The 25924-nt window shown below is 41.6% G+C and carries 26 protein-coding genes; 13 read left to right on the top strand and 13 right to left on the bottom strand.

Annotated features, from left to right (window positions below):
* Nucleotides 1-50 precede the first annotated feature (50 nt).
* From P8629_RS04090 to guaB, 7 genes are all read right to left on the bottom strand, one after another.
* Nucleotides 51-941 (bottom strand): hypothetical protein, encoded by an 891-nt coding sequence (locus tag P8629_RS04090; RefSeq protein ID WP_278164711.1) that lies wholly within the window; start codon nt 939-941, stop codon nt 51-53.
* Nucleotides 942-1124: 183 nt separating this feature from the next.
* Entirely contained in the window at nt 1125-1691 is a 567-nt protein-coding gene (locus P8629_RS04095) for a hypothetical protein (protein ID WP_278164713.1), read from the bottom strand.
* A 34-nt stretch (nt 1692-1725) separates the two neighbouring features.
* Nucleotides 1726-3828, bottom strand: coding sequence for a chemotaxis protein CheA (locus P8629_RS04100; RefSeq protein ID WP_278164715.1), 2103 nt, complete (start codon nt 3826-3828; stop codon nt 1726-1728).
* 13 nt (nt 3829-3841) lie between these two features.
* Complete coding sequence (gene cheD / locus P8629_RS04105) at nt 3842-4417, bottom strand: chemoreceptor glutamine deamidase CheD (protein WP_278164717.1); 576 nt, start codon at nt 4415-4417, stop codon at nt 3842-3844.
* Between the two features lie 100 nt (nt 4418-4517).
* Nucleotides 4518-5036, bottom strand: coding sequence for a tRNA adenosine(34) deaminase TadA (gene tadA, locus P8629_RS04110; protein ID WP_278164719.1), 519 nt, complete (start codon nt 5034-5036; stop codon nt 4518-4520).
* 65 nt (nt 5037-5101) lie between these two features.
* Complete coding sequence (gene guaA / locus P8629_RS04115) at nt 5102-6682, bottom strand: glutamine-hydrolyzing GMP synthase (protein ID WP_278164720.1); 1581 nt, start codon at nt 6680-6682, stop codon at nt 5102-5104.
* A 65-nt stretch (nt 6683-6747) separates the two neighbouring features.
* Nucleotides 6748-8208: an IMP dehydrogenase gene (guaB, locus tag P8629_RS04120; RefSeq protein ID WP_278164722.1), complete on the bottom strand. Its 1461-nt coding sequence runs from the start codon at nt 8206-8208 to the stop codon at nt 6748-6750.
* A gap of 338 nt (nt 8209-8546) precedes the next feature.
* Here guaB and P8629_RS04125 point away from each other — a divergent pair, with 338 nt between their 5' ends.
* On the top strand, nt 8547-8879 hold the full coding sequence (locus P8629_RS04125) for a hypothetical protein (protein WP_278164724.1): 333 nt from the start codon (nt 8547-8549) through the stop codon (nt 8877-8879).
* A 58-nt stretch (nt 8880-8937) separates the two neighbouring features.
* Here the strand turns inward: P8629_RS04125 and P8629_RS04130 are convergent, their stop codons facing one another.
* Nucleotides 8938-9603, bottom strand: a complete 666-nt coding sequence (locus P8629_RS04130; RefSeq protein ID WP_278164726.1) for an energy-coupling factor ABC transporter permease — start codon at nt 9601-9603, stop codon at nt 8938-8940.
* Nucleotides 9604-9708: 105 nt separating this feature from the next.
* Here P8629_RS04130 and P8629_RS04135 point away from each other — a divergent pair, with 105 nt between their 5' ends.
* Both P8629_RS04135 and serB read left to right on the top strand, forming a co-directional pair.
* The gene (locus tag P8629_RS04135) at nt 9709-10122 is read left to right on the top strand and encodes an RDD family protein (RefSeq protein ID WP_278164728.1); all 414 of its coding nucleotides are present in this window, start codon (nt 9709-9711) and stop codon (nt 10120-10122) included.
* Nucleotides 10119-10946, top strand: a complete 828-nt coding sequence (gene serB, locus P8629_RS04140) for a phosphoserine phosphatase SerB (protein ID WP_278164730.1) — start codon at nt 10119-10121, stop codon at nt 10944-10946. Before P8629_RS04135 ends, serB begins: the two co-directional genes overlap by 4 nt.
* A 73-nt stretch (nt 10947-11019) precedes the next feature.
* Here the strand turns inward: serB and P8629_RS04145 are convergent, their stop codons facing one another.
* Nucleotides 11020-12024, bottom strand: coding sequence for an MBL fold metallo-hydrolase (locus P8629_RS04145; RefSeq protein WP_278164732.1), 1005 nt, complete (start codon nt 12022-12024; stop codon nt 11020-11022).
* 263 nt (nt 12025-12287) lie between these two features.
* Between P8629_RS04145 and exbB the strand changes: the two genes are divergently transcribed.
* The 4 genes from exbB (at nt 12288) to P8629_RS04165 (ending at nt 14388) form a co-directional block, all read left to right on the top strand.
* Nucleotides 12288-12731 (top strand): TonB-system energizer ExbB, encoded by a 444-nt coding sequence (gene exbB / locus P8629_RS04150; RefSeq protein ID WP_278164734.1) that lies wholly within the window; start codon nt 12288-12290, stop codon nt 12729-12731.
* Between the two features lie 27 nt (nt 12732-12758).
* Entirely contained in the window at nt 12759-13145 is a 387-nt protein-coding gene (locus P8629_RS04155) for an ExbD/TolR family protein (RefSeq protein ID WP_278164735.1), read from the top strand.
* Complete coding sequence (locus P8629_RS04160) at nt 13138-13839, top strand: energy transducer TonB (protein WP_278164737.1); 702 nt, start codon at nt 13138-13140, stop codon at nt 13837-13839. Before P8629_RS04155 ends, P8629_RS04160 begins: the two co-directional genes overlap by 8 nt.
* A 105-nt stretch (nt 13840-13944) precedes the next feature.
* Nucleotides 13945-14388, top strand: coding sequence for a SufE family protein (locus P8629_RS04165; protein ID WP_278164738.1), 444 nt, complete (start codon nt 13945-13947; stop codon nt 14386-14388).
* Nucleotides 14389-14491: 103 nt separating this feature from the next.
* Here P8629_RS04165 and htpX read toward each other — a convergent pair whose 3' ends face one another.
* The 4 genes from htpX to gatC all read right to left on the bottom strand — a co-directional run bounded on the left by htpX (nt 14492) and on the right by gatC (nt 18786).
* On the bottom strand, nt 14492-15388 hold the full coding sequence (gene htpX, locus P8629_RS04170; RefSeq protein ID WP_278164740.1) for a protease HtpX: 897 nt from the start codon (nt 15386-15388) through the stop codon (nt 14492-14494).
* A gap of 193 nt (nt 15389-15581) precedes the next feature.
* Nucleotides 15582-17009: an Asp-tRNA(Asn)/Glu-tRNA(Gln) amidotransferase subunit GatB gene (gene gatB / locus P8629_RS04175; RefSeq protein WP_278164742.1), complete on the bottom strand. Its 1428-nt coding sequence runs from the start codon at nt 17007-17009 to the stop codon at nt 15582-15584.
* Nucleotides 17010-17024: 15 nt separating this feature from the next.
* A complete protein-coding gene (gatA, locus tag P8629_RS04180) occupies nt 17025-18479 on the bottom strand; it encodes an Asp-tRNA(Asn)/Glu-tRNA(Gln) amidotransferase subunit GatA (protein WP_278164744.1) in 1455 nt (484 codons plus the stop codon).
* A gap of 19 nt (nt 18480-18498) precedes the next feature.
* Entirely contained in the window at nt 18499-18786 is a 288-nt protein-coding gene (gene gatC, locus P8629_RS04185) for an Asp-tRNA(Asn)/Glu-tRNA(Gln) amidotransferase subunit GatC (protein WP_278164746.1), read from the bottom strand.
* Between the two features lie 410 nt (nt 18787-19196).
* Between gatC and P8629_RS04190 the strand changes: the two genes are divergently transcribed.
* The 6 genes from P8629_RS04190 to P8629_RS04215 all read left to right on the top strand — a co-directional run bounded on the left by P8629_RS04190 (nt 19197) and on the right by P8629_RS04215 (nt 25915).
* Nucleotides 19197-20243 carry a rod shape-determining protein gene (locus P8629_RS04190; protein ID WP_011371051.1) on the top strand — a complete coding sequence of 349 codons (1047 nt, stop codon included), beginning with the start codon at nt 19197-19199 and terminating at the stop codon, nt 20241-20243.
* Nucleotides 20244-20305: 62 nt separating this feature from the next.
* A complete protein-coding gene (gene mreC, locus P8629_RS04195) occupies nt 20306-21151 on the top strand; it encodes a rod shape-determining protein MreC (RefSeq protein WP_278164751.1) in 846 nt (281 codons plus the stop codon).
* Nucleotides 21141-21644, top strand: coding sequence for a rod shape-determining protein MreD (mreD, locus tag P8629_RS04200; RefSeq protein WP_278164753.1), 504 nt, complete (start codon nt 21141-21143; stop codon nt 21642-21644). The genes mreC and mreD overlap by 11 nt, the downstream gene beginning before the upstream one ends.
* A gap of 5 nt (nt 21645-21649) precedes the next feature.
* A complete protein-coding gene (gene mrdA / locus P8629_RS04205; RefSeq protein WP_278164755.1) occupies nt 21650-23467 on the top strand; it encodes a penicillin-binding protein 2 in 1818 nt (605 codons plus the stop codon).
* Entirely contained in the window at nt 23457-24587 is a 1131-nt protein-coding gene (rodA, locus tag P8629_RS04210; protein WP_278164758.1) for a rod shape-determining protein RodA, read from the top strand. The genes mrdA and rodA overlap by 11 nt, the downstream gene beginning before the upstream one ends.
* Nucleotides 24588-24724: 137 nt before the next feature.
* Entirely contained in the window at nt 24725-25915 is a 1191-nt protein-coding gene (locus P8629_RS04215; protein ID WP_278164760.1) for a D-alanyl-D-alanine carboxypeptidase family protein, read from the top strand.
* The last annotated feature ends 9 nt before the right edge of the window (nt 25916-25924 follow it).

Raw genomic sequence — 25924 nt, forward strand, 5'->3', positions numbered from 1 at the left:
AAGCACCTAAAAAGGTGCTTTTCTAAAACATAAACCAAGTTGTTTCTAGCTTATTTTTCCGTGGCAGCTTCTAACGCAGACTTGATTTCGTCAGGTGCATTTGCAATTGACATAAAACTACCCGATCCCATCATAGAAAGGCTTGGCCAGTTAATCGCGATACGGAATTTACCATTTAGAGCAAGTGCTTCATCACCATTTACCAAAATTTCATAAGGTAAGTGAGCAGCATGCGATGCGCCATTTTGATCAATTTGCGCTAAGATATTTTTATCCGCCCCTTCTCCTTTGGCAAAAGTCACACCAAAAACAGACATCTCTTTACCAGGAATATCAATACGGTAAACTTTTGTAACGCCACCTTTACCAGCTGCCAATCCAGATTCAATTGTTTTAACGGCTTCATCATAAGAGTCATATTCTGCCAATTCATCGATGTCATCAAAATAAGGCATCATAAATTTATAGTGATATTCTCTTAATTCTTCTGCGCTTAAAGCTGACTCTGCACCAAACTCTTTCTGCTTTCCAAGTGCTTTTTCCATCGCAGCTTGAACCGGTTCAACATTCCCTTCCATGCGATAAACATTCCACATATACACAGGGTTAGTATAAGAAACTTCAGTTTGACCGCCACGCTTAACGATCGATACACGCTCCATCGCACCGAAACCACCATTCTTAGACTGTGCAGCCAGTTTTTTTAACGCTTCATTGGTCACGATAATCACTTCTGTATCAGCATTTGGCTTATAAGTACCAACCACTTCAAATCCATTTTCAGTCAACGTAGATTTCGTTTTATCAGCCACAACTGAAACAGAGTCAGAAGATGTTGACCCCAAAACAAAAGGCATATAATCAGCTGCAAAGGCTGATGCTGAAGATGCCATTAAAGAAGCCGTTAGCAAACCTGCTAACCAAAGAGACTTAATTTTCATGTAGAGTATCCATTTATCTTTTTAAAAGGACCTCTATTTTTATAAATTTTTTGATGGATTAAAAATTCAATTTTTTTATGGTCAAATTAAGAAAATCGTAAATTGCTAATATATTTTTCTGAATGAATAAAAAAAGCGCCTAATAAGGCGCTTTACTTACTCAATTCATAAACTGTTTAACTTTTAAAAAAACTCAATCTCTTCTTCAATTTCTTCCGCAGAACTCATTCTATCGCGCATTCGACCCTTCATAATTTCGATTGCTTCTTCAGCAGGTTTTTCCTGATCAAAAATCAATTCAAACAATTCCTCTTCTTCTCGCATCGTCGTCCCTTTACGGACTTCAGATTTAAAAGCTTTCCATTGAGCTTCATCTTTGGCATGCATTTCATGCGACACAATTTCAGCCAGGCCTGACAAGCCATGAGAAACATGATCTAATCGTTGACTTAACTTATCATAGAACTGAAACGCGATAATGGCTTGTTGCATTTTTTGAGCCAAGTCATTGGTTTGAACTAATAAGGACTGGTTATGTTCGGCGATACCTTCAACTTCATTCGACATCTCAGCAATCTTTTGACTGGATAGTTCAATCGCTTCAATGTGTTCTGACATATAAGTAAATGAATCAATCAAAGTATTAACTGAATTATCCCCTTCTGAAATTGACAACTCAATTTGAGCAACGGATAAATTTAAAACCATTATGGTTTCTTGAACTTCTTTTGCACCTAATGCGAATGGCATAGAACTCTCTTATTCTTTTTATTATCGTTAATGTTTAAGCAGCGTTTGACTGAAGATTACCGCCCTTATGAGAGGCCAAAGTTTCAGTCACATCTAAAATCAATGAAACTGTACCATCGCCTAAGATAGTAGCTCCGGCAATGCTCTTAATTTTCATAAAATTACTTTCTAAACTTTTAATAACGACCTGTTGCTGTCCAAGCAAGTCGTCAACGAAAATACCGGCACGTTTTCCACCATCTTCAACAACAACAAGTAGCCCTTCTTCCAAGTCTGATCTGGCATCTTTAATACCCAACTTTTGATGAAGACGAATAACCGGAATATAATTATCTCTTAATTTATACAGCTCCGTTTGCCCTGCGATGCCTTTCACTAACGATTTATCAACCTGAATAGATTCAACAATTGAGACCAATGGGAAAACATACGTTTCTGAACCGACTTTCGCCAATTGCCCATCTAGGATGGCCAATGTCAACGGCAAGCGAATTGTAAAGACACTACCTTCCCCTTTAACCGTTTTAACTTCAACAGACCCGCCTAGACCACGGATATTTCGACGCACCACATCCATGCCCACACCTCGACCAGAAACATCACTGATCACATCAGCGGTAGAGAAACCTGGATGGAAAATCAAATCAATAATCTCTTCTTCAGACATTTTATGATCTTCTTCAATCACCCCTTTCTCAATGGCTTTTTCTCTGACTTTATCAGCATTGATCCCGGCACCATCATCGGTGATTTGGATCAGAATATTGCCGCCTTGATGAAAGGCTGCCATTTTGACTGTGCCAGTTTCTGGCTTACCAGCTTCCATTCGAACCTCTGGTGATTCCACACCATGGTCTATCGAGTTACGGACGATATGGACCAACGGATCAGTCAAGGCTTCCAACATGGTTTTATCCAGCTCTGTATTTTCGCCTTCCATGACCAAGTTGATGGATTTACCTAATTTTTTACTGACGTCATGCACAATACGAGGCATACGATTAAAGGCGAAACTCACCGGTAACATACGAATATTCATAACACTTTCTTGTAGGTCACGAGTATGTCGTTCAAGGTGGGTTAACCCTTCCTTGAGCTTATCTGCCCAATCAGAATCTTCATTATGCTCAGCTTGTTCTCCGAACTGACTCAACATTGACTGCGTAATCACGAGTTCTCCAACCAGGTTCACCAGTTGGTCAATTTTACTTAAATCGACACGAATCGAACTATCCTGTTTAGGAGCACTAGCAGCTTGCGCTGGCTTAGCAGCCGGCGCTGACTTCTTCGCTTCTGGTTTTGGAGGCGTAGCTGTCGTTTGAGGTTCTGCAGAAGGCGTATCTTGAGCAGGTTGCGGGGTAGACTCAGCATTCTCACTTGAAGAATCAGCCGTTACTGCTGGCGCAGTAATTGTGACTTCAGCACCATCACCATCGATCCATTCAAAAACTTCTTTGACATCTTCTTCATCAATGCCTTCACCCGTCAGCGTCACTTGCCATTTTAAATGTAAATCTTCAGGATTCAGATCCGCTACATCTGGTAACGCCGAATCATCCACAGAAACAGAAATATCACCCAAAGTTTCCAATTCTCGGAAAATTCGAATCGGCTCGTTACCTGTCTGTAATAATTCTTTTTCAGGGACAATATCAATTACCCAAGAACCAGATGAGGATTGAGAAGCTATTTGAGTATTTTCTGAAACCTGAGATTCGGGAGCAGGCTGCTCCGATTCACTTTCTGAACTGCCGCCATTCAGAATCGTCTCCATATCTTTCTGAACTTCACTTGCGCGCACTTCATCAATTTCTTCATGATTCTGCAATCGTGTCATCATGTCTCTAAGCACATCGACTGCCTGTAACATAGTATCAGTTGCCTCTTGAGTGACATCCCTACGATCATCGCGCATCTCATCTAAAAGTGTTTCTAGAACATGCGTGAAATCGATGATCTCAGTAAACCCAAAAGTACCACTACCACCTTTTATCGAGTGGGCTGCACGGAAAATTTCGTTAATTTTTTCATTATCAGGTGTTCCTGGAGACAGATCCAAAAGACCTGCTTCCATCACATCTAACCCTTCAAAACTTTCTTCAAGATAAGTTTGGCGAAAAGTTTCCATCATGTCCATAAGTGTGGTTTCCTCAGAAAAGTTCTACATCACCCTCAACAGGCTTTGATCCAATAGTATTAATATAACGGCTTTCTTCAGCGGCTAATGACTGGTTATGCATCGCATTCAAACGCCGAACTCTGACTCTACCCGAATTTGGGTAATATAAAATTTTTCGCGGATAGACGTCACCAATATCCTGCGAAACAATTTTAAACCCTTCGGTGTAGATATAATCAAAAGCAAAGCCAATATTGTACCAACCGATATTAGTGGTTGAACTCATAATCCGTCCACCACCAAATAATTTGAATTCAAGCCGCTCTCTTTTGGCGCCTGCATTAAGCAATGCGTTGACTAAATTTTCCATCGCATAGTTGCCATAGCGATTCGCATCCGAAAGTTCAGAAGCGCCGGTAGCGTTTTTATCGACTGGCAGCATAAAATGATTCATCCCCCCTACACCTGTAACGGGGTCTCTGACACAAGCAGAAATACAAGAACCCAGCACGGTTTCAATACGTTCATTATCTTTTGTAACGTAAAATTCACCCGGTAAAATCTTATACGTTGTTATTCCTTCAGCTGGATCCACACTTTTTTGCATAATTCGGCAAAACCTATTTGCGATTAATTTTTGCTTTTGTCATTATTCTTTTAGTAGCAGTTATACTCGCATTTATTCAAATAAGTGGCAAGTATTTGTTTCACGATTCAAGCGACTTTTGGCGGGCTTCTTTCTTTTCAAGCCGCCTTTTTCGAAAGAATCCGCTGAGCATTTCGCTGGCTTCAGATTCCAAAACACCAAAGTCTGTTTTAACTTGGTGATTTAGTCTCGGTTCTTGCACCAAATTGATGAGAGAACCTGCAGCGCCTGTTCTAAAATCTTTGGCCGCGATGACCAATCTTTTTATTCGTGCATGAATCATTGCACCTGCACACATCGGACAAGGTTCTAACGTCACATAAAGTGTTAAATCATTTAAACGATAATTGCCCACTTCAAGCCCCGCCTTTCGCAAAGCAATCACTTCGGCATGTGCAGTGGGATCATGACTTTGAATGGTTTGATTCCATCCTTCTGCGACGAGCTCAGTTCCTTTAACCAACACCGCGCCAACCGGAATTTCACCTTGTTGCTCGGCTTTTTCTGCCAACGATAAGGCATGATTCATCCAAAAGTGATCTTGATCCGCAGTGGAAAGCAATTCAGAAACGGTCATCATATTTAAAATGCGAGGTGTATATAAAAACGCCTCTTAGAGCGGGTGCTTTAAGAGGCGTTTTAAAATCATTCCCACTCAATGGTAGCAGGTGGTTTACTAGAGATATCATACGTCACTCGTGTAATCCGAGGAATTTCGTTGATGATACGATTAGAGACTTTTTCTAAGAAATCATACGGCAAATGCGCCCAACGAGCCGTCATGAAATCAATCGTTTCAACAGCTCTAAGCGAGACCACATAATCATAACGGCGGGCATCACCAACCACACCAACAGACTTCACTGGCAAGAAGACGGTGAAGGCTTGCGAGGTTTTATCATACAGATCCGCGGCTCTTAACTCTTCGATAAAGATATGATCAGCCAACCGCAAAATATCCGCATATTCTTTTTTGACTTCTCCTAAAATTCGAACCCCAAGACCAGGCCCAGGGAAAGGATGGCGATAAACCATATCAGAAGGTAACCCTAATGCCACGCCAAGCTTGCGTACTTCATCCTTAAACAATTCTCTTAAAGGCTCCAGCAATTCCAGCTTCATATCTTCCGGCAAACCACCGACATTATGATGCGATTTAATCACTTTCGCTTTCCCTGTTTTAGAGCCCGCCGACTCAATCACATCAGGATAAATAGTACCTTGGGCCAGCCATTTTACACCAGTCAATTTAGCCGATTCTTGATCAAACATTTCAATAAAGGCATGACCAATAATCTTACGTTTCTTTTCAGGATCAGCTTCACCTGCTAGCGCATTCATGAAATACTCTTCTGCATCCACGCGAATCACTTTAATCCCCATGTTTTCAGCAAACATGGACATCACCTGATCCCCTTCTTGATGACGCAGCAAGCCGTGATCAACAAACACACATGTCAGCTGTTCACCAATCGCTTTATGCAATAAGGCAGCCACTACGGAAGAATCAACACCACCAGAGAGTCCTAACAGAACCTCATCTGAACCAACCTGTTTACGAATACGAGCAATGCTGTCATCAATAATATTTTCAGTGGTCCAAAGTTTTTCACAACCACACAAGTCCACCACAAAACGCTCAATCATGCGCTGACCTTGTGTGGTATGGGTTACTTCAGGATGGAATTGAATTCCATAAAAGTTTTTTTCTTCATTCGCCATACCGGCAACTGGACAGTTACCAGTAGACGCCATCAACTTAAATCCTTCCGGCATGGCCTCAACACGATCACCATGTGACATCCAAACATCAAGCATGCCATACCCTTCAGGAGTCACATGATCTTCAATATCTTTAAGCAATTTGGTATGGCCATGTGCTCGAACCTGCGCATAACCATATTCATGCTCCGTGGCGTTCACAACCTTACCGCCTAACTGCTCTGCCATGGTTTGCATTCCATAACAAATCCCTAAAACAGGTACCCCTAGTTCAAATACTTTTTCAGGCGCAACAGGGGCATCATCCCCCGTTACTGTTTCAGGACCACCAGATAATATAATGCCTCGCGCACCGAACTTAACAATATCCTCAACATCAATATCCCATGGCTCTACTTCACAATACACTCCAAGCTCTCGGATGCGTCGAGCGATCAACTGAGTATATTGTGACCCAAAGTCTAGAATTAAAATGCGATGTTCATGAATGTTGTGTTGTGACATAAGTTATCCAGTAAAAATAAAGTAATCGTGTGTTTTGCAGTAAAAATTTGAGTTGTGAAAATGCATTAAACTCGGTAGTTTGGCGCTTCCTTAACAATCTGGACATTGTGTACATGGCTTTCCGCCATACCTGCCCCAGATACGCGGACAAAATAAGGTTTGGTATTAAACTCTTGAATATCCTTACAACCGGTATACCCCATACTCGAACGAATACCACCCACTAGCTGATGAATAATAGGTGCCAAAGCCCCTTTATAAGCCACTCGCCCTTCAATACCTTCTGGTACGAGCTTATCAGCTGCATTTGACGACTGGAAATAACGATCCGAAGATCCTTCTTTCTGTGACATAGCCCCTAAAGATCCCATGCCACGGTAAGATTTATAGGCACGACCTTGATAGTATTCAACTTCGCCAGGAGACTCTTCAGTTCCTGCAAACATACTCCCTAACATCACAGCTGATGCACCGGAGACCAAGGCTTTAGCCACATCACCCGAGAAACGAATCCCGCCATCTGCAATTAACGGAATCCCTTTGTCTTTTAGGGCTTCAGCAACATTCGCAATCGCGCTTAACTGAGGTACACCGACCCCTGAAACAATACGCGTTGTACAGATCGACCCTGGACCAATCCCAACTTTAACCGCATCAGCACCCGCTTTAACCAAATCAAGAGCAGCTTCTGCTGTCGCGATATTACCGCCAATGACATCAATTTGTGGATAGTTATCTTTAACCCACTTCACTTTATCCAAGACACCTTGTGAATGACCATGTGCCGTATCAACAATAATGGCATCCACGCCAGCTTTGACCAAAGCAGCAACACGATCATACGTTTCAGCACCGGTTCCAACCGCTGCTCCAACACGCAAACGCCCATTAGAATCTTTCGAGGCAAAAGGATGCTCTGAAGATTTTTCCATATCCTTAACAGTGATCATGCCTTTTAATTTAAAATTATCATCAACCACCAGTAGTCGCTCTAAACGATGCTCGTGCAACAATTCTAAAACTTGTTCACGTTTCACTTTTTCTTTCACCGTTACTAGACGATCTTTTGGGGTCATAATTTGAGAAACCGGTTGTGCCAAATCAACTAAATATCTTAAATCACGACTGGTCACGATGCCGACCAAATCTTCTCCATCCATGACAGGAGCAGAAGAGACTCGGTTTTGCTTTGTTTTTTCCAGCACTTGCTGAACCGTATCATTCACTTGAACCGTGATCGGTTCCAAGATTACACCGTGCTCATATTTTTTAACTTTTGTGACCACATCTGCTTGTTCTGCGATTGTCATGTTTTTGTGAACAATCCCGATACCACCCTCTTGCGCCATAGAGATCGCTAAACGCGCCTCTGTCACCGTATCCATCGCAGCCGAAACAAATGGGATATTCAATTCAATATTACGGGTTAGACGAGTTTTTAATGAAACATCAGATGGCAACACATTCGAGTGTGCTGGCACCAATAAAACATCGTCAAATGTAAGGGCTTCTTGCAGGATGCGCATATTCTTCTACCTTTTATAAAATTTATAGGTCAATTAGTATTTTTTGTTCGTTTACCTTCAAAGCAAAGAAAATACTAAATTTTTAAATAAAAACATTGCTTTATAAACGTTTTTTAAATAAAAAACCTAAGTAAAATACGATTTTTAACGTGATAGTGTACATTATAAGGATTGACAGCGTCCGGGTAAACTTAATAAGTTATACACCCATACGAAATTTGTAAAAAAACGATATAAAAACTACGTTTTTTAACTTTTATTCGTGCGAGAATATGATTAGAATAAGTCCAGGCTTAAGAATTTTAATAAAATAAGCTTATTCAACTTGGAGGATATACATGAAAAAATTACTAGTGAGTGCTGCTGTTGTTGCAACTTTGTCTTTAGGCGCATGTTCAAGTAACCAATCTAAATCGGCATCATCTTATGATAGTGTCATTTCTGAAGCATCATCTACACATGCAATTGCTAAGAAAAATGGTTATGTTTGGAAGCAAAAGAAAATGAAAAAAGCTTATGTAGACCATTACATTGCAAAAGCTGAAGAAGCTAAGAAAAAAGGCGATGATAAAGCCGCTATGAAATATGCGAACGAAGCTCTTAAAACAGCTAAAGCAGAAGTTCACCAAATGAAGGAATATGCGGACTTAAAGCCAGCTTGGACTAAATAATCCGTTTCATCATTATTAAAAACCGCCAGACCTGGCGGTTTTTTTATGTCTACCGTTCTTACTTGCCATCCAAATACTGCTCATCCGTAAAACAGCTCACCCACTCAGGCTTCATCAAAACCAAAGCTAATAATAACATTGCATTAGTAAACCCTTCTGGAATAGCCATCAACGGAATATAAGGTATAAAAGACTGCTCGAGTGTTTCAATTGACTGCACCCCACTCCATGTCATCACCACTGCGGAAAGCACTAACGCCACAATAGATGCCACACCTGCCGCCAAAAAACCATTCAACAAGATAAAAACAAAGAAATTACGCTCCAGATGATGATAAGCCCAAATCGCAATCCACCAAACAATCAAGATCGGAACCACCCCCATCAGAACAGCATTCAACCCAAAAGCCAACCACCCTGCATTGCCTAGAATCGTCACACCTAATAGTGCTAGACTCATTGAAATCATTGCAAACTGTGCACCAAACATTAAAGTCATCAACGCTGCCATCAATAAATGAAACGTCAGTCCACTGCCAATCGAAGCCCCGGAGTTCCATAAAAGAAAAACAATAACAGTCACCGCCAGAAAAACATGCTGTGACTCTTTATCTAAAACTTTATGCCAAGGCGCGGTTCGTAAACTCCAAATCATTGCCAAGAGATAAATTAATCCACCACTCAACAACCAAACCCAAGAAAGACCGTCATCTTGAAGATTCATAACACACCCCAATTCATTATGAAATTATGTATATCTTACTGAGAAAATCTACCAAATAGATTATTATTCTACCTTTACAGAAAATAGAGTTTTCAATTTAGTTCTATGCAATCATTCAAAATTCTCTTTGCGTTCCTATACGACTTCTTATTGCTTTGTGCTGTTTGGTTTGTGGCAACCCTTCCGTTTGTCATCTGGCAAGGGGCAGGGTTTCATGAAAGACCTGTTGCCCTACTTTCATTTCAGGTTTACTTACTGGCTATCACTTATGTTTACCTGACCTACTTTTGGGTTCTAAATGGACAAACACCCGGTTTAAGAGTGTGGCATTTAAGACTGATACGGCAAGATGATTACATCATGACGCGTCACAACGCCAACCTTAGATTCATTATGGGCATCTTACTTTTTCCGGTTGGCTGGATTGGGCTTTTTTTGTCACCCAAAAAGCAAACTTTGCAGGATCTGCTTTCAAAGACTAAAATAGTGCCCTCTCAAAAAATGGATTCCGCTAAATGACGACAATTATTATTCATGAAAATGCTTTAAACTTCGAACAAAGTAACCAGATCAAGCGCGCCCTAGCGGTTCCTGAAAAAGTAAACAATCATTTTCGCGTGACTGTAGAGGAATGCTCTGCCGAAAAAGTCGCTGAACTGTCAGAAAAATTATCCATTGATATGAACATCCTTCCTGAGCATTTTAATGCTGCAGACGTAAAGCTCCTTATCAGTGACATGGATTCAACTCTAATCGGGATTGAGTGCGTTGATGAAATTGCAGACATGATGGATTTAAAACCCCAGGTTTCCGAAATCACCGAAGCAGCTATGCGCGGTGAACTCAATTTTGAATCCTCTTTGACCAAGCGCGTTGCTTTGTTAAAAGGCCTCAGCACATCGGCTTTACAAAAAGTATTCGATGAAAGATTGTTTTTAAACCCTGGTGCGGAAACGTGGATTGAAGGACTTAAAGAAAAAAACATCGCCTTTGCATTGGTGTCTGGAGGCTTTACTTTTTTCACTGACCGTTTGAAAAAACAACTAAAACTCGACTATGCTAGAGCGAATGTGTTAGATGAAAAAGACGAATGCTTAACAGGGAAAGTCCAAGGCGATATCGTCGGTGCCGAAGCCAAAGCGGCTTTTTTACAAGAAATCTGTAACGAATTAGGTATTGATCTCGATCAGACCATTGCCATTGGTGATGGTGCCAACGACTTGTTGATGATGAATGAAGCGGGTTTAAGCATCGCTTATCATGCAAAACCAACCGTTCAAGCGCAATCAGATGTGGCAATCAACCGTGGCGGACTCGATAAAGTATTAGATTTTTTGGCTTAATCGTAAAATTAAGATATAAAAAAACCGACTTTAATAAGTCGGTTTTCAAGACCGAATCAATTGAATTCAAGCATTAAAATAAGTTCTTTTCATACTCTTGAATGGCCACCACAATAAATTTACCGATTGTGGATTCATATCCTGGCCACTGACTCGCAACATTTTTCATAAAAGGTTCTGCCATAATTTTAGGCTTCATTTCAAAATCTGATAGACCTTCTTCGTAATACTCTCCTGCTTTCGTATAGAGAATATCCATAAAGTCTTTTCCATCTTTAATCAACTGAACCCCTTCATGCTTACCATGCATTGGGATAAAGTTATCAACCGGCATCTTTTCAACTTCACTCAGCGCTTTGATAGACCCTACAAAAGAACCGTCTGCCATATTCGCAACACGGCGCATTACCATATCCCCCATATACATTGTCTTATCAGTCACGACTTCAACTGCGATATCAGACTCGGTATGCACCTTACCAAAATGGTGAATCTTTAATGTCGTATCACCAACTTTGATTGTTTCGCCGCCATTTAAAGATTTGGTCGGTAAGGTAATCACCGTTCCAGTGATTTTATTATCTGTATTCGTTTGCATAAAACTAAACCAGAATTTATCTTGCCCTGCTTTTAAAACTTTTTGACACGCAGGGTGAGAATAAATTTCGACATTAGGATTCGCCGCTACAAAAGCGTGGTTTCCTAACCAATGATCACCATGGTAGTGAGTATTGATCACTTTAACGACAGGCTTATCAGTCACTTTTTTAATCTGACGCAAAACCATTTCACCAATTTGCACCGAACTTCCTGTATCAATTACAACCACCCCTTCAGAGGTTACAACAAACCCAGGATTACTGAACATACCGTAGTTGTCAGGTGTCGGTTCTGAACCCATTGCCGGAATATAATAACAACGATCCGTCACTTTTATCGCATCCACATCGGGTACGTCAGGACCTTTAAACTCTGCTAATCCATTTGCATACAAAGGATTTAAAGCCGACATACCGACCATCCCCACTGATACCCCAAACATCCCTTTTAACAGGTCACGACGCCCCATTGCACTCATAATATTTTCCTTTTATCCTTCGTACGGCTAGATCAACTGTTTTTGACCACTCACAAAAACAAGCTAAAATCTGCACCCATTATTCTAATAATTTAGTGAACCGTATTATAGTCAAAGCCAACCCACACTGCCATTAGTGTTTTTGATTAAAAACAAAGACTATCAACCAAACAAACTTCAAGGTTTCTTAAAAATATGTAAATTGATTTACTTTATAATAGTCGGTTAATTCAAATACCTTACACAGCAAATTGGCAAACAATATGGAATTTTTAAAACTGTACTTAGATATCACCGTTTTTAGCATCCTGGGCTTGATGAGTTTTATTATGGTTTGGCTCGCCATTGAACGGAAACTCTTTTTCTCTCGTCTACAACTCAACCAATATGACGGTTTAGAAAGCTTAAAGGTCGCCAGCACGAATAACTTAACCACCATTGCCAGCATTGGCTCCAATGCCCCTTACGTTGGCTTGTTAGGCACCGTACTCGGTATTTTGGTTACTTTCTATGAATTGGGGCTTAATAATCAAATCGAAACCGGACAAATCATGATGGGATTGGCACTCGCTCTCAAAGCGACCGCTGGCGGCATTGCGCTTGCGATTCCAAGCATTATTATCTACAACGGCCTGTTACGAAAAGTAGATGTGATTGAACTGGAATATCAAGCGCACCAAAAAAAGTCTGCCTCTTCACGCACCTAAAACGTCTTACTCGGGAACCACAGCCTTATGAAACGATTTGATCAAATCAATGTTATTCCGATGATTGATGTCATGTTGGTCTTATTAGCCATCGTGCTGACCTCCGCCAGCTTTATCGTTCAAGACAAGCTCAATATCGACTTGCCAGAAACCCAACAAACCAGCACCTATAAACCCGACGATAAAACTGCTCTTCGCATTGCCATCAATGCTGACAACCAGTTTTTTCTGAACGATCAAACAACCACACTCGCGACACTTAGCCTTGCATTAGAGAATGTAAGCCCGGAGGACCCCATTGAAATACGTGTTGATCAAAAAGCTGAATTCGGACACTTCACCAGCCTCATTGATTTAATGAAGCAATACCACCTAAGCAACTTAAACATTCTGACAAGGAAACAGAATGGGTAAACCAGCCACGCTTGCTTTCGGCATCACAGCAAGCATTTACAGCATCATCGGCTTCTTTTTATGGCATACCTTTCAATCACAACAACAAAGTAGCCAGTTGGCACCTGTTGCCGTGACAACCGCAATGTTTGTCGCTCAGCCTGAATCAAAGCCTGAATCAAAGCCTGAATCAAAGCCTGAATCAAAGCCTGAACCGAAGCCTGAACCGAAGCCTGAACCGAAGCCTGAACCGAAGCCTGAACCGAAGCCTGAACCAAAGCCTGAACCAAAGCCTGAACCAAAGCCTGAACCAAAGCCTGAACCACAATCCATAAAAACGCCCACGACAAAGCAACCTGTGGTTAAAAAAGAACGGCGTCGCCCCAACCCTTATTCAATGGCAGAACAGATTAATGCCGAGGCGATCTACACCAAACAATTGGGACGCTACTTAGCGACACTCGCCCAAAAAAACTATCCCAAAAGAGCCAAGCGGCGTCATCAGCAAGGCGAAGTGACAATACAATTTACACTTTACCCGGATGGTCATATCTCAAATCTTTCAATTGTGAAACGCACGTATTACGAGAGCTTAAATGAGGCAACGTTAAACATTATTCGCCATACCATGGCGTATCAATACAAACCGTTTCCGAAAGAAATGCGACAAAGCCCCAAAACCATTCAGGTCCCAATCGAATACATCTTACGTTAGTCCAAATGCTAAAAGACGCGTCTGATCAGACCAATGGCTTCTCACTCCGAAAGCTAATTTTTTTTGTTAAAATGATTCAATTAAAGCAAATTGATGTGGAGCATTATGAATTACGCACCAGCGGAAAAGACCTTATCTGAAGTCCAAGCAGACTTAGTTAAACGGTTTACTCACTTTGAAAACTGGAAGGATCGTTATAAGTATTTAATCGATATGGGCAAACAACTTCAAAACATGCCTGAAGAATATAAAACAGAAGAAAACCGTATCCATGGCTGTCAATCTCAGGTTTGGATTCATATCGAAGAAAAAGACGGTATTTTGTATATGGAAGCCATGTCAGATGCTGCCATTGTCTCCGGGCTTATTGCACTACTGCTTAAAATATATAATGGTCGAAGCCCACAGGAGATTACGAATGCTCCGTTGGAATTCCTTGGTGAGATTGGATTATTACAACACCTTTCAGCCAATCGTTCCACAGGGCTATACCACATGATAAAACGTATACAAGCAGAAGCAGCCGCTTGCTTGGAGTCATCAGCCTAGTGTCATGAAAACAGCCAGGCCTGGCTGTTTTTGGGTTTCTTTAAGCTATAAAAAAAGCCCCGATATCGGGGCTTTTTTATTTCATCTACTCAAAAAATAGCGTTTATGCTACCTTAAGCTGATCTTGCGTTGTCGCACGTAAGGCTTCAATACGCTTTTCCAATGGTGGATGCGAACGGAAAAGATCCCCAATATTAGACGGTCTTGCTGAGATCCCAAAGGCCGCCATTTGATCGGGCAACTCACCCGGTTGCATCGTTTGCAAACGCTGTAACGCCGCAATCATATTTTCTTTACCCGCCAGATACGCACCGCCATTATCGGCATGAAACTCACGCTTACGCGAGAACCACATGGTGATCATACTTGCCAGGATACCGAATAAGATTTGCGCCGCAATATCCACAACGATAAAGGTAATACTATGCCCTTCGCTTTCATTTTTCAGAACAACACGATCAACAACGTAGGCGACAATCTTCGCGAAGAAAATAACGAAGGTGTTCACCACACCTTGTAGTAACGCCATCGTCACCATATCGCCATTGGCAATGTGCGCAACTTCGTGCCCTAGAACCGCTTCAACTTCATTCTGGCGCATATGACGCAACAAACCGGTCGACACGGCCACCAATGCAGAGTTTTTCGTCATTCCCGTTGCAAATGCGTTCGGTTCCGCGCCTTCATAAATTGCCACTTCCGGCATACCAATACCCGCTTTTTCTGCTTGACGACGCACGGTATCCACCAACCATTGCTCATCGGCATTACGAGGCTCTTTAATCACCTTAGCGCCCACTGACATTTTGGCCAGCCATTTAGACATGGCAAGAGAGACAAAAGACCCCGCAAACCCAATGATTGCGGCAAAGGCAAATAAATTCCCTAAATCAAGGCTGGTCCCTTGCATGTAGCTGCCCACACCCAAAAGGTTCATCGTAATCATGGCCACAGCCAAAACCGCGATGTTTGTTAATAAAAATAAACCAATTCGTTTCATTTAATTTAAACCTCCAATGGCTCGTCAAAACGACTTTAATTAGGTAATACAAAAAGACGCTAGTCTCATCAACTATTGCTAATGATTAATATAAGGTTTTTTTATAGACTTTCAAGTAAATTATTCTATAGAGTCACAATTGCTTCATAATCTAAGAAAAACGACCAGGTCTGGCCGTTTTTAACACAACGCATTATTTCAACTTATCTTTCAATATCTGATTGACTTGCGCCGGGTTCGCTTGCCCCTGCGAGGCTTTCATAACTTGACCGACAAAGAAACCGAACATTTTTTCTTGCCCGCCTTTATAAGCTTCAACTTGCGCCGTATTATTAGCTAACACGTCATCTACCAACGCTTCAATCGCCGATGAATCGGTAATTTGCTTCAAACCTTTGTTCTCAACAATCTCATCCGCTGAGCCTTCACCAGACAACATCGCATCAAATACCTGTTTCGCGATTTTACCTGAAATCGTATTATCTTGAATCCGCTCAATCAAACCGGCCAACATGTCTGCTGACACTGGGGAATCCGCAACATCCAACCCATTCTGATTCAAAGATTTCGACAACTCGCCCATGACCCAGTTTGCTGAAACTTTAGCTTCATTTGTTTTAGCAACAACCGCCTCAAAATACTCTGCCATCGCGCGCGATCCAGTTAAGAAAGCCGCATCATAATCTGACAGATTAAAGTCCGCGACATAACGCTTTCTTTTTGCATCCGGCATTTCAGGCATTTCTGCGCGAACCGCTTCAATGTCCTCTTCCGTAATAACCACCGGCAACAAGTCAGGGCAAGGGAAATAGCGATAGTCATTCGCTTCTTCTTTTTCTCGCATAGAACGGGTTTCATTTTTATCCGCATCATATAAACGCGTTTCCTGAACTACTTGACCACCTGATTCCAACACCTCAATCTGGCGCTCGATTTCAAGTTCAATAGCTTGCTCAATAAACTTGAAAGAGTTGATGTTTTTTAATTCTGCACGTGTTCCGAATGGGGTTCCTGGCTTATGGATTGACACGTTCGAATCCACACGAAAAGACCCTTCCTGCATATTGCCGTCACAAATACCTAAATACTGCACCAGTTCATGCATTTTTTTCGCATAGGCTACCGCTTCTTTAGCTGAGCGCATATCCGGCTCAGAAACAATTTCTAACAACGGCGTGCCGGCACGGTTTAGATCGACACCGGTTTGCCCAGGAAAAGCATCATGAATCGATTTCCCAGCATCTTCTTCCAAGTGCGCGCGCGTGACGCCAATCTTTTTGGTCTCGCCTTCCACTTCAATCTCAACGACACCGCCTTTATCGACAATCGGAAAAGAAAACTGTGAGGTTTGATACCCTTTCGGTAAATCTGGATAAAAATAGTTTTTACGATCAAACACCGAACGACGACCAATCTCTGCCCCTATCGCCAACCCAAGTTTGATTGCTTTAGGAATCACCGCTTTGTTTAATACGGGTAACTGCCCCGGCATACCAAGGTCCAGTAAGTTTGCCTGTGTATTTGGCTCCGCTCCATACGAAATGGAGGAGCCTGAAAAAATCTTAGTTTTAGTGGTTAACTGAGCATGAATCTCTAAACCAATTACAACTTCCCAAGTCATTTTATCTCTCTCCACTTATTGATAGCTTTCTGGCATTTGTTGATGCCAATTCGTCACTTGCTGATATTGGTGTGCAACATTCAGCAACTTCGCCTCACTGTGATAAGGCCCGACTAAGTGAAGACCCACAGGTCGACCATTTGAGAAACCGGCAGGGACAGACATGGCAGGCATCCCTGCTAAGTTGACAGGAATCGTATAAAGATCCGCTAAATACATACTGACAGGATCATCCGATTTTTCCCCGATATTGAAAGCGGGGGTTGGCGCAACGGGCCCAACAATCACATCACACTGTTCGAACGCTTTAACAAAGTCATCTCTCACCATTCGGCGTAACTTTTGTGCTTTCAAATAATAAGCATCGTAATACCCGGCAGACAAGGCATAAGCCCCGACCATAATTCGACGCTTCACTTCCGCGCCAAACCCTTCTGAGCGAGAACGTGTATACAAGTCATTCAAATCTGTCGGATTTTCGCAACGATAACCGTAACGCACTCCATCAAAACGCGACAAGTTCGAAGACGCTTCCGCTGGTGCTAAAACATAATAAGCTGGAACCGCTAACTCTTTATTCGGCAGACTCACTTCAACGATCTCTGCACCCAGTTTTTCAAGCTCAGCAATCGCAGCACGAATATTTGATTCAACACCTTCATCCAGCCCCGCTTCAAAATATTCAGCAGGAACGCCCACTTTCAGGCCTTTAATGTCGTTATTTAATGTCGAAACATAATCTTGTTTAGGTTGTTCAAGGCTGGTTGAATCACGCTCATCAAACCCAGCCATCACATCCAGCATCCAGGCAGATTCTTCAGCCGAACGCGTCATCGGTCCACCCTGGTCAAAGCTGGAAGCATAGGCAATCATGCCATAACGAGATACCGCACCATAAGTTGGTTTAATACCAGTAATACCGCAGAAAGAAGCTGGCTGGCGAATAGAGCCCCCCGTATCCGAACCGGTTGCTAAAGGCGCTAAACCAGCCGCAATAACCGCAGCAGACCCACCAGAGGAACCACCAGGAACCGCTTTCAAATCCCAAGGATTTTTAGTCGCGCCATAATAACTGCTTTCTGAAGACGACCCCATTGCAAACTCATCCATATTGGTCTTGCCTAAAATAGGCATTCCCAGCTTTCTGGATTCTTCAACCACTTTGGCATCATAAGGAGCAATGAAGTTATCCAGCATCTTTGAACCACAGGTGGTTTTCACATCTAAAGTACAAAAGATATCTTTGTGTGCTACAGGAATGCCCGTTAACAAGCCACCTTTGCCTTCAGCAATCATGTCATCAGCTTGCTTCGCCATTTCCATTGCCAATTCTGGCGTAACCGTGACGTAGGCGTTTAAATCGCCATCATACTGGTCAATACGATCTAAATAGTGCTGCGTGAGTGCAACACTGGTAATTTCTTTATTACGGAGCTTTTCGCTCATCTCTTTAACAGATAAAGTATGCATCTATGTTTGTCTCTGTCTCTTAATCAATTACTTGCGGCACTAAATACATGCCTTTTTCTGCTGCGGGCGCTAATTTTTGATACTGTTTATGGTGATCCGTTTCAGTCACCACATCCTCTCTTAATCTTTGAACTTGATCCAAAGGATGAGACATCGGCTCTACATTCGTAGTATCCACCGCTTCCATTCTTTGAAAAAGGTCAAGAACATTAGAAATTTTAGCCGTCAATTGATCAACTTCTGTGGCATCAACCGAAATAGCTGCAAGGCGTGAAATGGTATCGACTTCAGATTTTTCTAAAGACACGGGAACTCTCCAGTTAAAAAATTTTAAACCTTACTAAGTTACCACATTTCGCCATTTTCAAAAAGAGACAATGCTTAAAAAACCTGTGTTCCCCCTCTTTAGACATGAAAATTGACCCCAATTTTAAAAACAGGATTTTGTCATAAAGAAACATCTTCTGTTTATATGAAATTTCTGGGTGCAAATAGATGACTTTTCCACCCCAGTTTGATATAAAATGTTTTAGTTATTTTTCTGGGTATTTTTCCCGATTTAAATAACAAGGATTTAATGAAGTACATTAAATTCGTTTGAAGTTTGCTTTAAGCTAAAAGACAATTACAGAAAATTGCGCTATTTCAAATATGCTGCTTATGCTTGAACTTTGCTCGAAACCACTAAAACTAGCTATTTTTTAAGGACTAACCTCAATGTTTCGTAAAATCATCGGACTCTTTTCTAACGACCTTTCTATCGACCTAGGAACAGCGAACACGCTTATTTACGTTCGCGGCAAGGGTATGGTTCTAAACGAGCCGTCTGTTGTTGCGATTATGAATAACCGTCAAGGTTCTAACTCACGTTCAATTGTTGCAGTAGGTGAAGGCGCCAAAAGAATGTTGGGGAAAGAAAATCAAAAAATTCAAACAATACGTCCAATGAAAGATGGGGTAATCGCTGATTTTGAAGTCACTGAAAAAATGCTTCAATCGTTTATTCGAAAAGTTCATGAAGCACGCTTCTTTCAGCCTAGTCCTCGTGTATTAGTGTGTGTTCCTTGTGGTTCAACACAAGTTGAGCGTCGCGCGATTCGCGAATCTGCAGCCGGTGCTGGGGCACGTGAGGTTTACCTAATCGAAGAACCGATGGCAGCTGCCATCGGTGCTGGAATGCCGGTCAGTGAAGCAACTGGGTCAATGGTTGTTGATATCGGAGGGGGCACCACGGAAGTTGCGACACTTTCCTTGAATGGTATCGTCTGGTCAGACTCTGTTAAAGTAGGTGGGGATCGATTTGATGATGCTATCATTAAATATGTTCGCCGTAACTATGGCATGGTTATCGGGGAAGCAACGGCAGAGAAAATTAAAAAAGAAATCGGAACCGCTTATCATGAAATTGAACCAGATACGCTTGAAGTACACGGTGCAAACATTGCCGAATCCGTTCCTCGGCGATTCACCCTTAACAGCAACGAAATTCTAGAAGCATTACAGGAGCCTCTTTCGGCAATCGTGAGCGCGGTCAGAACTGCTTTAGAACATACTCCACCAGAATTAGGGGCTGACATTGCAGAACACGGCATTGTTTTAACGGGGGGTGGTGCGCTGTTACGCAATATCAACATCATGCTTTCTGAAGAAACAGGCGTGCCAGTTATTATCGCTGATGACCCACTGACTTGTGTTGCTAGAGGTGGTGGTCGCGCACTAGAGCTAATGGATGAAAAAGGGATTGATGTCTTTTCTTTTGACTAAAATGAACGATCTTATATTTTTATTTTTCAAAAGAATAACAAGCTTCTTGATGGCTAGGGAGCTTGGCTATTAACCTCAGCACGACTTCTCCCCAAAAAGAAGGAACTCAGTTCCTTTTATTCTTTATTCTGAGTATTGCTTTAATGGTAATGGATCATTACAGCCATTTACTCTCCAATTTTCGTAATTTGCTCTTAACTACAATCGACCCAATTGAGCGAACAGCAACATTGCCGTTAGACATCTACAATTGGATGCAACAAGACTACACCACAATCAACCAATTGCAAATGCGCAACCAGCAACTGGAAACTGAAAATCTGCTTCTCAAGGCACAGCAACAACAGATGGGCAAACTCAAACTAGAGATTAACCGATTGAACCGGCTACTCGGAACGGCAAGCCAGATGAGTTCTTCTAGTGTTCAAATTGCCAACGTAAACTCCTATAGCGAAACACCTTTGGCGCACTTTTACACGTTAAACAAAGGCTCTTTAGACGGGGTTAAAATTAACCAGACCGTCATTGATGCCAAAGGGTTAATTGGACAGATTACCTCATTAACCCCGTCATCTTCACGTGTACAACTAATCACAGACCCAGACATCCAAGTTCCGGTGCGCATTCAGAGAACAGGCCAACGCGGCATTCTGAACGGTTTAGGGCATAACCAGCTATCCCTGATGTTCATCCCCACTTCCAGCTCAATAAAAGAAGGGGACTTGATTGAAACCTCTGGGTTAGGAAATATCTTTCCCGAAGGACACCCTGTCGCTATTGTAACTAAGGTCAACCTTTTAAAGGGTGAGCCTTACTATGAAATTTTTGCACGCCCAATGGCAGATTTAAACCTATCTCAAAAGGTACTCATCTTGTCAAAGAAACCGGAGAACACCGATGTCCGATAAAGTTTTCTCTCTCCGGTTTTCCGACATTAAATGGCTATTTATATTCAGTTATTTTATTTCTGTCGTTATCGACAGCATGATGATTTTAAGCTTCAATGTTAACTTCATACCGTACTTGACGCTACTGATTCTGCTATTCTGGTCAACTCAAATTCTCAATCAAACCCATTTATTTTCAGCTTTTGTGCTTGGTCTTCTATTTGATGCTTCAATGAGCACACCGTTAGGTTCTCATAGCTTAATTTTTGTCACCATCACTTTCTTGATGCTTCGATCAAGACTAAGATTTAAGGGGTACCCTCTCTGGCAACAATCTATTATTGTCGGGAGCTATTTCATTTTATTCCAAGTAATGAGCTGGTTTATATTTCATCCTGTCTTAAAGGGAAATGCATTATTTTATTACTGGTCCGAACCGCTTTTGGCAATTCTTATCTGGCCAGTTTTAACTCAAATCATGCATAAATTGACTCACCGTTCTGTCTTTAGTTAATGGGTATGAAAAATAAACACCGGTACCAAACTGAAAGTGAAATCTTTTTTCAAAAAAGACTTTTTCGCAACCGAATCTACTTTGCTTTAGGGTTTACACTTATTTTTTTCTTACTTCTGTGGGTTCGCATGGGCTACCTACAGTGGGTGGGCTACAAACACTACCACTCCATGTCTGAAGGAAATCGTATTTCAGTCGAAGCGATCACTCCTGTTAGAGGTCGAATCTTTGATCGCAACCATATTTTATTAGCGGACAATCAGCCTGTTTTTGTTTTAAAGTTTTCCAAAGATAAAATAGAAAATCTTCAAGACAGTTTTTCGCTCCTTCAAAACTTACTCCCCGATCTTCCGAAAGAACGTCTTTCACGTTTTCTTGAGCGAGTTAAAGTGGGCAGTAAATATCGTCCATTATATTTACCCTACACACTTACAGAAATTGAAGCCGCACGATTTGCCGGTCATAGCTATCAATTTCCTGGCATCACTTTGGTTGCCAAACTAAAACGCACTTACCCCTTTAAAGAATCTGCCGTTCATGCCATCGGCTATGTTGGTAAAATCAACCAAAAAGAATTTACCCAACTCAGTGAATCTAAATATGCCGGCACGGATGTCATGGGTAAACTCGGAGTAGAAAAATACTACGAATCCATCTTACATGGCTCCCCAGGGTTACAGCAAATTGAAACCAACGCTCGTGGTCGAGTTATTCAAAAATTAGAAAGCGTTCCTGCAAAACCGGGAAAAGACATTCAGCTTACGATCGACATTCGACTACAGCAATACATTGAAAAATATTTAGATGGTAAAAAAGCTGCTGTAGTGGTGACTAACCCCAAGACAGGGGGAATACTTGCCTATGTCAGTACTCCAGGCTATGACCCCAACTTATTTGTCGATGGCATCAGTCAAACTAAATACCAAGAATTGTTAAAAGACCACAACCGACCTCTTATCAATCGAGTGATTAATGGTCAATATCCTCCTGGATCCACCATTAAGCCATTTGTGGCTTTAGCCGCAATTGAAAACAATATTATCTCTCCCTATAAAAAGATTTTCGATCCTGGATTTCTTGAATTTAAAGACCATCGTTACCGCGACTGGAAGAGACAAGGTCACGGTTTGGTTGATATGAATGATGCGATCGAACAATCTTGTGATACTTACTTTTATGAACTCAGCTTAAAAATGGGGGTCGACCTGATTCATGATTCGCTTTATCCATTTGGATTTGGTCATCATACAAAAATTGACTTATACAATGAATCAGTCGGTATCTTGCCATCTAAAGCCTGGAAAAGACGCGTCAAAGGCCAAACCTGGTATAAAGGGGAAACCATTATTGCGGCAATTGGTCAGGGCTACTTTTTAAGCACCCCGCTGCAACTGGCAAAAGCCATTTCAATCATGGCTAACCGAGGCGAGATCATTGAACCTCACTTATTGAAAGACAAAGAATATGTTAAAAAAGAACAAATCCCAATCCAGAATATAGAAAACTGGGAAAAAGTCATTAAAGCAATGATGGATGTATTACACAGCCCAAGAGGGACAGCTCGACGATATGGGCGCGACCTTCCTTTCAAAATGGCTGGCAAAACAGGAACAGCACAAGTCTTCAGTTTAAATGAAGGAGAATATGATGAAGAGAACATTAAAAAAAGCCTCCGAGACCATTCTTTATTTATAGGCTTTGCCCCTGTCAAAAAACCCAAAATTGCAATCAGTGTCATTATAGAAAACTCGACGTTAAAAGCTGCGCCAGTCGCAGTGGACATCACTAAATACTACTTATCTGAGCTACAAGATGAAAATTGATCTACCCGCAAGAGAAAAAGTTTACCGTAAAAACAGTGGCATCCTTGTTTCGCTTCACTTGGATGGCTGGTTAATGCTGGGGATTTTCTTATTAATCATAACTGGAAGCTTAATCGTCTTCAGCGCGTCTGGCGCTGATCAAGAAGTTTTATCTCGCCACCTTATTAGAGTAGGATTTGCTTTCATCTTAATGCTTGTTTTTGCCCAAATCCCACCGAATCTTCTAAGAATTTACACCCCTTGGGTGTTTGGAATTGGAACCATTATGCTTATCAGTGTTCTATTATTTGGCGACATCGGGAAAGGCGCAAAACGCTGGCTAGATTTAGGTTTTTTCCGTTTTCAACCGTCAGAAATCATGAAACTCGCTTTACCGATGATGATTGCCTGGTTATTCGCACATGACTCATTACCGCCCCCAAATAAAAAAATGCTTATCGGGCTTGGTTTGGTTGGCCTGATTGCCGGACTTATTATTATTCAGCCAGACTTAGGTACTTCAATCTTGATTGCAATGAGTGGTCTATTCGTTTTATTTTTTGCGGGGCTTTCTTGGCGTTGGATATTATCAGCTGTCGGCCTGGTCGCCGCAAGCTTGCCGATTGTTTGGAATTTCTACATGTATGACTATCAAAAACAACGTGTTTTAACCTTTCTAGATCCAGAGTCTGACCCATTAGGTACTGGCTACCATATTATTCAATCAAAAATAGCGATTGGTTCTGGCGGGTTGGAAGGTAAAGGATTTATGGGCAGCACACAAGCGCACCTGGAATTTTTACCTGAAAGCACGACGGATTTTATTTTTTCAGTACTAGCTGAAGAATTTGGATTAATTGGCGTTACCGGACTGCTATTGCTATATCTTTTTGTGATTGGTCGCGGGCTTTATATCGCATCTCAAGCACAAGAAAACTTTGCCCGGCTAACGGCCGCAAGCCTTGTCATGACACTGTTTGTTTATGTCTTCGTTAACATTGGTATGGTCAGTGGGCTTTTACCGGTTGTCGGCCTCCCCCTTCCTCTTTTAAGTTATGGCGGAAGTTCATTAGTCACTTTGATGGTCAGTTTTGGGATATTAATGTCCATCCACACTCATAAAAAACTTTTAACCTCTTAAATTGAAAAAGACTTGTTTATATTTCTTCATGATTTATCCATCATTAACCCCGGTTTAATCACCTCTCGTCTCTTTTGATTTAAGCCGAAGTGTGTTAAATTATTAAAATTATTAATAGCATTTAAAGACACGTCTCAATGATTAAAATTTTAGGTTTATTTTTCACACTTTTCGCGATTGCTTTGCCTTCTGCTGCAAAAACAATCCAATCTCAACCAGCTGCCCCAATTCCGCATGTGGTGCCTTCCGCACCAAAAACGGCAGCAGAAGCTTATATCCTAATTGACTTCAATAGTGGCAAGATTGTCGCCAGCAACAAGCCTGAAATGCGTGTTGAGCCTGCCAGCTTAACAAAAATTATGACAGGATATGTCGTCATCAATGAACTGGCCAACGGCAATATTCATTTAGATGACATGGTCACCATCTCCCCTAAAGCTTGGAAAATGCCTGGGTCGAAGATGTTTATTGAAGTTGGAAAGAAAGTTTCCGTTCAAAACCTGATAAAAGGAATGGTCATCCAATCAGGTAATGATGCCAGTGTCGCACTTGCAGAACATATTGCAGGCAGTGAAGAAGTCTTCGCTGAGCTCATGAATAAATATGCGGCTTCCTTGGGCATGACCGGCACACATTACACGAATGCAACAGGGTTACCAAATCCTGATCACTATACAACTGCAGAAGACTTATCAATTCTAGCCAGAGCATTGATCACCAAATTTCCAGAAGAATATAAATGGTACTCTCAAAAGAAATTCACGTTTAATGGCATTTCCCAGTACAACCGAAATAAACTGCTATGGCAAGACCCTTCTGTTGATGGCCTAAAAACCGGACACACTGAATCTGCAGGTTATTGCTTAGTCGCCTCAGCGAAGCGTGATGACATGCGTTTAATTTCTGTCGTCTTAGGAACAGATGGGGCCAAAACACGCATTCAAGAAAGCCAAAAACTACTGAACTACGGGTTCCGTTTTTTCGAAACGCACAAATTGTATGACAATGGACAACGTTTGAATGATGCCCGTATCTGGGAGGGACAACAAGATTTTGTTGGGCTTGGCTTAAACGAAGATCTTTACGTTACAATTCCTCGTGGCCAATACAAAAACTTAAAAATTGAATCCTCAATCCAACCGGAAATCATTGCGCCCATTGCTGAGAAAAAACAACTTGGAAAGTTATTTATTACCTTAAATGGTGACACCATTGAAGAAAGACCACTTGTCGCTTTATCTGAAGTTGAGGAAGGCTCATTCTTCAAAAAAATTATTGACCAAATAAAACTTCTTTTTAAAAGTTTATTTGACCTGATTGGTCTTTAATTAAGGAAT

Origin of the sequence: Hydrogenovibrio sp. 3SP14C1 (assembly GCF_029625905.1) — a bacterium.
Taxonomy (GTDB): Bacteria; Pseudomonadota; Gammaproteobacteria; order Thiomicrospirales; family Thiomicrospiraceae; genus Hydrogenovibrio.